We start from the raw sequence: 6,924 nt of genomic DNA on the forward strand, positions 1-6,924 counted from the left end.
ACAACACACCGACTCGTACTCGTTGACTGTGGGCACTGCGCCCTTTGAGCGCGAATTTACGCCTCGGGGTTGCGGCCGGCTCACGCCAACAGGCACGGTCGCCCACTGGGTAGCGCAGCAGCGGCATAAGCCGGCGTGTCAGGTTGGTCAGTACCAACAACCCGGTGCGATCGCACTCTTCAATCACTTCACCGGTGTGTTCGTCGACGATTTCCAGCAGGGTTTGTTGATCGAACACCCGATGCTCGCCCAATGCGCAGTCGCGATCGCTGGCGCCTATCAGCCCGGCGTCTACGCTGGCGTAGCCGATCGAGGCGATACGGGCATTGGGGAACATTTCCCCAAGGATTGCCAACTGCGGAGCAAACAGGCTTTCGCCGGCATATAACAGCGTCTCAACCCCGTACAACACACGCCGATGCTGCGCCAGGTAGGCGCAGAATTGCAGCAGTTGTGCCGGTACGCCGGCCAGAACGTTGATCCGATGCCGCTCTATGGCATCCGCCAATACGTCCGGCTCGACGTTTCCGGTGAACGGAAATTCGCAGATGGATCGCTCGACATAGGCCAGGGAGTCGTGGACGAACAGAAAGCTGGCGTAGAGATCCCCTGAAAAAAACAGGTTGGCAACCCGGTCGCCATTGTTCAGTTGAGCTGAGAGGCTGGCGCCGAACGTGCTGACCAAGGCTTGCCATTCCTCGTAGGAGTAAACCGCAAGTTTGCCTTGGCTGGTCGAGCCTCCGGTTTTTAATACCAGTGCATCATCGACATCTCCGGTCAGGACTGACCAATGACTCAAGTCGTTGCTACCGGACCAATAGTCGGCCACATGGGTTAATGGCAGATCTTTTAAAGTAAGCCCGTTCTCGGGCAAGTGTTCCAGATGTTTATGGTAGAAGTTGGAGTGTTGTCTTATATAAGGTACAAGTTGTTCAAKCGAATAAGTTGGCTTCACGGGATTCTCTTTTATAGTGGGCGTCTTGCGTCGACTTCTCTTATTTTCGTTGATCGATAACTAAGGGGGTTTTGCCACTGTGTTTGTTTCGGGTGAATGCTTGTTCAACGCATGTTGTCACCTCCACAATTAAAAGTTCAGCGCGCACCGCATTCGCCAAGGCTTCGTGGGTCAGCAGTTTTTCGTGTACCCACTCGGCGTCTGCATCCGCGAGAACGTACATGCGTTCGACCCCGTTGGCGGTGTGGTCCAGGACCACTTGAATGGGGGATCCCACACTGAGTTCCAGCGCCGCGGGCGAAATGAACTCCGTGCCAATGCGCACCAGTTTGTCGTGTCGCTGCAGCAGTTCGAATCGCGGCGTCTCCAGTCCGCAAGGGCAGGTTCCGGGTATCCAGCGGCCGGTGTCGCCGATGTCATATCGGCGCACGTGCTGACCCTGCCGGGCGCGTGACGTAAACAGCAGGCGGCCGATCTCATTGGCTTGTACCGGCGCATCCTGTTCGAGCTGGACGATTTCCAGATGCTGGATTTCGCTCATCAAGTGGAATACGCCGTCCGCCGTTGCCCGGCAGGCATGCCCCAGGGGGCCTGCATCGACGGAGCCATACATGGCGGAGCGAATCGTCGACACCCCACAGCTTTCCATCAGGCGCCGACTGGCTTCTCCCGGATGTTCGCCGCCAAGGAATACTTTGCCGATACCGGCATAAGCGCGAAGTCGGGCCTGCTCTTTGAGAAACAGCCGATGCAACGTGCTGGGCATGCCGATCAGCACGGTGACACGCTGCTCCACGATCAGTCGGGCGATTTCGCTGAAGTCATCGTCCTGGGGAGCCCCCATGGGCAAATGCACAACCCCCATCCGTTCAAGAATGTTGGAACAACTGAAAAAACCACCATAAAGGTTGCCGCCGTAGAACAGGTTCATCACCCGGTCCAGTGACGGATCGAGCCCGACGCAGAACATGCCGTCGGCCGAGGCGCGCATTTGTCGATGAAAGTCTTGATAGCTGAAGCCAGCCAGCGCCGGGGTCCCGCTGCTACCGCCGGAGCGGAAGTACAGCTGTGCTGCGGACCCGATCGGCTGGGCCATAAAAGTGTCCTTGTCCATGATCGGGTCACGGGATGTGTCGGGGGCGGGTGGAACTGGGTCGAGCGTTGCACGACCTGTTAAGACATGCTGGGGCAAACTCACCGAGAGGCGGCGACTCAGACGCGACAGCGCGTAGACGCCATCGTGGGGCTCGCCGGTGTATCCGTCATGGATCGATTCGCAAGGTGCAATGCGACTGACGCCGGCATTGACCAATGTTCGAACGAGCTCAGGCGGTGATTTCCGATGCTTCCTGATCTGTCGGCGTTAATGCCGGCCAGTGTGGGGCGCGACGGTTGAAGGCTTCGGCCAGTCGATCTCCGAGGTTCTGCAGGACGGCCGGATCGTTGCTGTCCACCAGCACCCATTGAGGACTGGAACACGCTTGTTGATCCAGTCGACAGACTTCATCCGCCAGGGCATCGAGCGCCGAAGGCGACGCCGCATCAGGTGACAGGTAGGCGAAGCTGATCTTGTGTCCCCAATCGATCCAGCGACAGCCGGACGGGATCTGCTGGCGTATCGATTTAAGCGCCGCTTCTGCGCCCCAGGCGGATACCCCATCGGCCTTGGCGCAGAGTTGAGCGATATAGGAGGTGTCCACCGGCAGAACCGCTACGAATTCGGCCAGTCTGCCACTGGTGTCGCAACGCAAAAGGGCGGCGAGCAATTGTGCGGTCAAACCCTGATCGCTGGAGCTGGGGCGCAGCCAGTTGATGTTGCCGGCCAGCAGGCTTTCGAGGATCGCGCAGAACGCCAGCATCGGCGCATTGCCCGGGGTGATATGCACCACCAGCCCCAATGGATGCCAGCTTTCGAAGCTTGGCTGGCGGTAGTCGATACGCCGCAGTGAACGCGGTTGCGGGCCCAATTCCCGTTCAAGCTTGGTGCTCAGGTTGCTGCGCTGGCAGAAGTCGATAAGCCCCTGACATTGGTCGTCGTCCAGGGGCAGATCCAGGCTGCGAGCTTGCAACTGCGTGGCAAAGCAAGCGGCGGACTCGATCACGATATCGCTGTCGATCGGCGTAGCCAGCAGCCGGGGCAGCGGTTGCTGAAGGAGGTCGAGGGCGCTTTGGGCAGAGATGTCGTCGCGCAGTTGGCCATTGATCAGGTACATATCAAGCTCCCCCGATCAGTTCTGAAGCGGCCATGGCACAGCTACGACTGGCGCTGGTGCCGGCACGTCCATGCAGCTCGAACCAATCGGTCGTCAGGCCGCATCCGCAACTGGCGCCGGGGTGCAACGTTGCCAGATCTCCCATGACCACAGYATGAGCAGGGCTTGAGGAAATGTAGGGGGAGACGAATTCCAGCAAACCGCGCTGGCCGTAGGGCTGGACAGTGAAATCGGATGGGTTGCGCACGAAAACCTTCGAGTAAATCGRTACATGAAAATGATGGTGGGCACACTGGATATAGGGCACGGCATGCTCTACGGCGCCGTAGCCGTCCCGGCAGCGGGACAGGTCGATACCCAATTGCCGGTTGATGCGGGCATACAACTGATGCAGGGGAGTCTCCTGTGCCGCCTGGGTTTTCCAGCCGCCCCCCAGCAACACCAGTGACTGGGCAGGCAACTGCAAGTCGGCCACGCCTGTGTCCTCCATGTGCGGCGGCGACCATGCTGCGATGGTCGTAGCGCATGCGACTCTTCTGACCGCTGGTGCCGGATGAGGTCATCTCCAGCGCGCCTTCGCCTGTGGGACTGATCAGCAGATGACGTTTGAAGTAATTGGCGAAAATCGGCGGCAACCTTGACCAGTCATCCAGCGTCTCGAGAGTGYGGGCATCAAGGCCATTGGCGTTCAGCCAGCGCTCATATCCGGGCGTGTGATGACAATGAAACAGGCTGATTTCACCCATTGCCTGATCGAACAGACCTTCTGGCATGGATTCCAGGCAATAGGGTTGCGTTAACGCGCAAAGCGCATCGGCGTGGGGTAGATGGATCATCAAAAGACCTATGGGGTGGTATCAGACGGCAAGCGTGATATGAGAGCGACGCAGAAACAGTCGTAAGGGCGCCAGGCACAAGAGTCCCGTGAGGCCGGCCATCAGGGCGAAGGCTTCAAGGCTGTCACCGGCACCCAGTGCGGCGATAATTGAGCCGCCGCCACCCATGACGGCGATGGAGATCATGCCGATCATGGCCGAGATCAGGCCTTTGCTGTCGTCGCTGGAGAACAGGGCGAGCCGGTACAGCGCGGCATTGCTCATGCCGAGACCGATGGCGTAAAGCGATAGGCAACTGACCAACAGCACCGTTGAAGCACCGGTGAACGTTATGGTGATCAATGCAATGAGCCCGCCGCAAAATGGCCAGAGCGCATATCGAATCAGTTGAGGCAGTTCAGTGTTGGCAATCAATCGGTTGAGTATCAGATTGCCGAAAATGACGGCCGTAAATACCGGGATTTGCCACAGGCCATACTGCAGAGGAGAAAGTCCCTGGCTCTGGATCAGCAAGATTGGCGCCAAACCGATCCAGGCAATCAACGGCAGGCTCATTAGTCCCAGGGCGACGGTAGCGCTCAGGAATTGTGTGTTGGTGAGCAACGCGGCGTATCGGCGCACGGTGCCGTTCCATTCAAAGGGCACTGCGGCCAATTGTTGACCGTCCTGGCGCGCGGTGCCCACGGTTTCCGGCATGAACAGGTAAAGCCCGAGCCAGACCGTCGCGCCGCCGACACCCAACACTAAAAACAGCTCCCGCCAGGAAAGCCATTCCAGCGCCAGGCTGCCGAGCAGGGGGCCGAGCAGCGGGGAGAGCAGCGCAACGTTCCCCAGCAACGCCATGATTTTTACCGCGTCGGCTTCGCAGAAGACTTCTTGCAGGGCTGGATAACTGACTGCAATGACAAAACCCAATCCGATGCCCTGAATCAGGCGCAAGCCGTTGAAGGCAAGAATGCTCTGCACGTAGAACGCCACGGCACAGGCCAGGGCGAACACCGCACAACCGATGAGCAACAGCCTGCGACGACCGAAGTGATCGGACAATGGTCCGATAAGCCACTGCAGAAGAACGCCGCCAATCAAGTAAAGATTGAAGGCATATGGAACGTGACTCGCACTGGCATCCAGTTGATGGGTGACGGTCAACATGGCCGGCATAATCATATCGCTGGCCATATAAGTCAGCAGTTCGAAAAGAGTGATTGCAAGACAAAAACCGAATAATCGAGGCGGACTTATATCTATCAAAGGTTTGCGCATGGCGTTCCCGTTGGTGCTGGAGTTGGATAAGGCAGCAGAGCAAGAGTAACCATGGCTCATGAATAATTACATGTGCTTATGTGAGGCTAAGAGTTTCAATACTTTTCGTTATGTGTCTGGCTGGAAGTTCAGGGGAAAGAGGAGTGGGGTTTTGTAAATAAAATTACAGAGAAATAAGAATAGTCCTACACAAAAATGCCCGCTATAGAGCAGGCATTTGTACGCGACTTGTAGGGTGATTTCTTCGTCTTGTGAGTGAATGGTAAGTTATTCACTGGTCAAGAAAGCAGTTTAACGTTATCGACGCTGATAGTAGCCGTGTCCGTCACGGTCGTAATGGTGGCCGCCATGCCAGCCGTTATTAGGAAAAATGATGCAGCCACTCAGGGTCAGGAGGGCGAGCAGTGGAATCAGCTTTGTGATTCGACGGAACATTTTAAAAATCCTCATGGTTATCGCCGCAATGAAGTCAAAACTCTTCATCGGCTGTAACATGAGACCCCGTTTGCAGCCCCGCATTCGCGCAGAACTGTAGTGGTTTGGTATGCAATCGGATACAAACCGGATACATTTTTTTGGTTCAGGAACCCGTAATGACCCAGTCGCAACGTTTGAAATACTCGATTCTGATTTCCCTGGTGGTACTGGGGATCATGTTCGGCCTTTCCTGGCTGCAGAACGCAGGGTTCATCAGCGAGAAGCTGTTCCAGTACATCGCCATTGGCGTGGCGGTGGTCGTGGTGGTGATCAATGGCGTGATGCGTCGCAAGGTCAAGCCTTGAGCGACGCCTGCTGGCCTGATTGCTCGCCATGAAGGACGGCGACAGCCTGTGGATGCAGGCTGTAGCTTTTGTCTGGATTGAGCGTGATAACGCCTTCACTGCACAGGCGTTTCAACACTTCGCGGACACTGAGAAAGGACAGGGGAATGTCCAGGTCCAGCAAATGACTGTGCACACCGCGCACACCCAGGCTGCGGTCGCCTTCGGCGGCGCTTAGCAAGGCGTCGATGACTTTCAGGCGAATCAGGCTGGTCCGCAGGCCAAAGCACTTGAGCAAAAACCTGATCCGTTCGTTGCCCTGGCGTTCGGTCTGTTGATTGCAGGCACCGGAGCTCATGGCGCTGCCCTTTGATGCATGGCTACCATCCGTTGGCAGTTGCGGGTTGTACATGCAAAAACTCCTTTCCAGAGCCTGATCATGAAAATGTGATGGGTGCTCTTGATCAATAAGACGAACGAGCCGGGAAATAATGAAGACCTGCATGTAGAAAATTTGTCGCCGCGACGTCAGCGCTCTGTGAGAAGGGCATTTGGGGATGCCCTCGAAGACCTAATTTTTTTGGTGTTCGCTTCGTTTTTCTGGAAGGCGCATTGCGTGTCATACGTCTTTTCGATCAGGAGCGAGCGTGATTATTTCCAGGCAGTTAACCAGGTTGAGCCTGGCGGGTGTGTTTCTGGGGCTGAGCCTTGGGGCAAACGCGCGCAGTCAGCCAGAGCAGGCGACGGCCGACATCCGTCGAACCAGTTTCGGCGTACCGCATATCCGCGCCGAAAACGAGCGCGGGCTCGGCTATGGCATTGGCTATGCCTACGCCCAAGACAACTTGTGCTTGCTGGCCAATGAGATCGTCACCGTCAATGGCGAGCGTTCGCGG

The 6,924-nt window shown here is 57.0% G+C and carries 5 protein-coding genes and 2 pseudogenes; 2 read left to right on the forward strand and 5 right to left on the reverse strand.

The genetic code is table 11. From position 1 onward, the window contains the following. The 4 genes and pseudogenes from AC1DLB_RS24955 to AC1DLB_RS24970 all read right to left on the reverse strand — a co-directional run. Positions 1-955, reverse strand: a 955-nt coding sequence (locus tag AC1DLB_RS24955; protein WP_477785834.1) for an AMP-binding protein, incomplete at its 3' end; no start/stop codon positions are given. A gap of 40 nt (positions 956-995) precedes the next feature. Next, positions 996-3,168, reverse strand: a pseudogene (locus tag AC1DLB_RS24960) (aldehyde dehydrogenase family protein). Position 3,169: 1 nt separating this feature from the next. Next, positions 3,170-4,004 (reverse strand): annotated as a pseudogene (locus AC1DLB_RS24965) (LuxE/PaaK family acyltransferase). 21 nt (positions 4,005-4,025) lie between these two features. Next, positions 4,026-5,267, reverse strand: a complete 1,242-nt coding sequence (locus tag AC1DLB_RS24970; RefSeq protein ID WP_477743017.1) for an MFS transporter — start codon at positions 5,265-5,267, stop codon at positions 4,026-4,028. A 593-nt stretch (positions 5,268-5,860) separates the two neighbouring features. On the opposite strand from AC1DLB_RS24970, the gene AC1DLB_RS24975 reads away from it, so the two are divergent. Further along, positions 5,861-6,049, forward strand: coding sequence for a hypothetical protein (locus tag AC1DLB_RS24975; protein ID WP_018926107.1), 189 nt, complete (start codon positions 5,861-5,863; stop codon positions 6,047-6,049). Here AC1DLB_RS24975 and AC1DLB_RS24980 read toward each other — a convergent pair. Continuing rightward, entirely contained in the window at positions 6,039-6,440 is a 402-nt protein-coding gene (locus tag AC1DLB_RS24980; RefSeq protein WP_018926106.1) for a hypothetical protein, read from the reverse strand. The genes AC1DLB_RS24975 and AC1DLB_RS24980 overlap by 11 nt on opposite strands. A gap of 235 nt (positions 6,441-6,675) precedes the next feature. On the opposite strand from AC1DLB_RS24980, the gene AC1DLB_RS24985 reads away from it, so the two are divergent. Beyond that, positions 6,676-6,924 (forward strand): penicillin acylase family protein (locus tag AC1DLB_RS24985; RefSeq protein WP_477785835.1); only part of this gene is annotated, 249 nt, incomplete at its 3' end.

Source organism: Pseudomonas sp. 05N434, assembly GCF_056396965.1.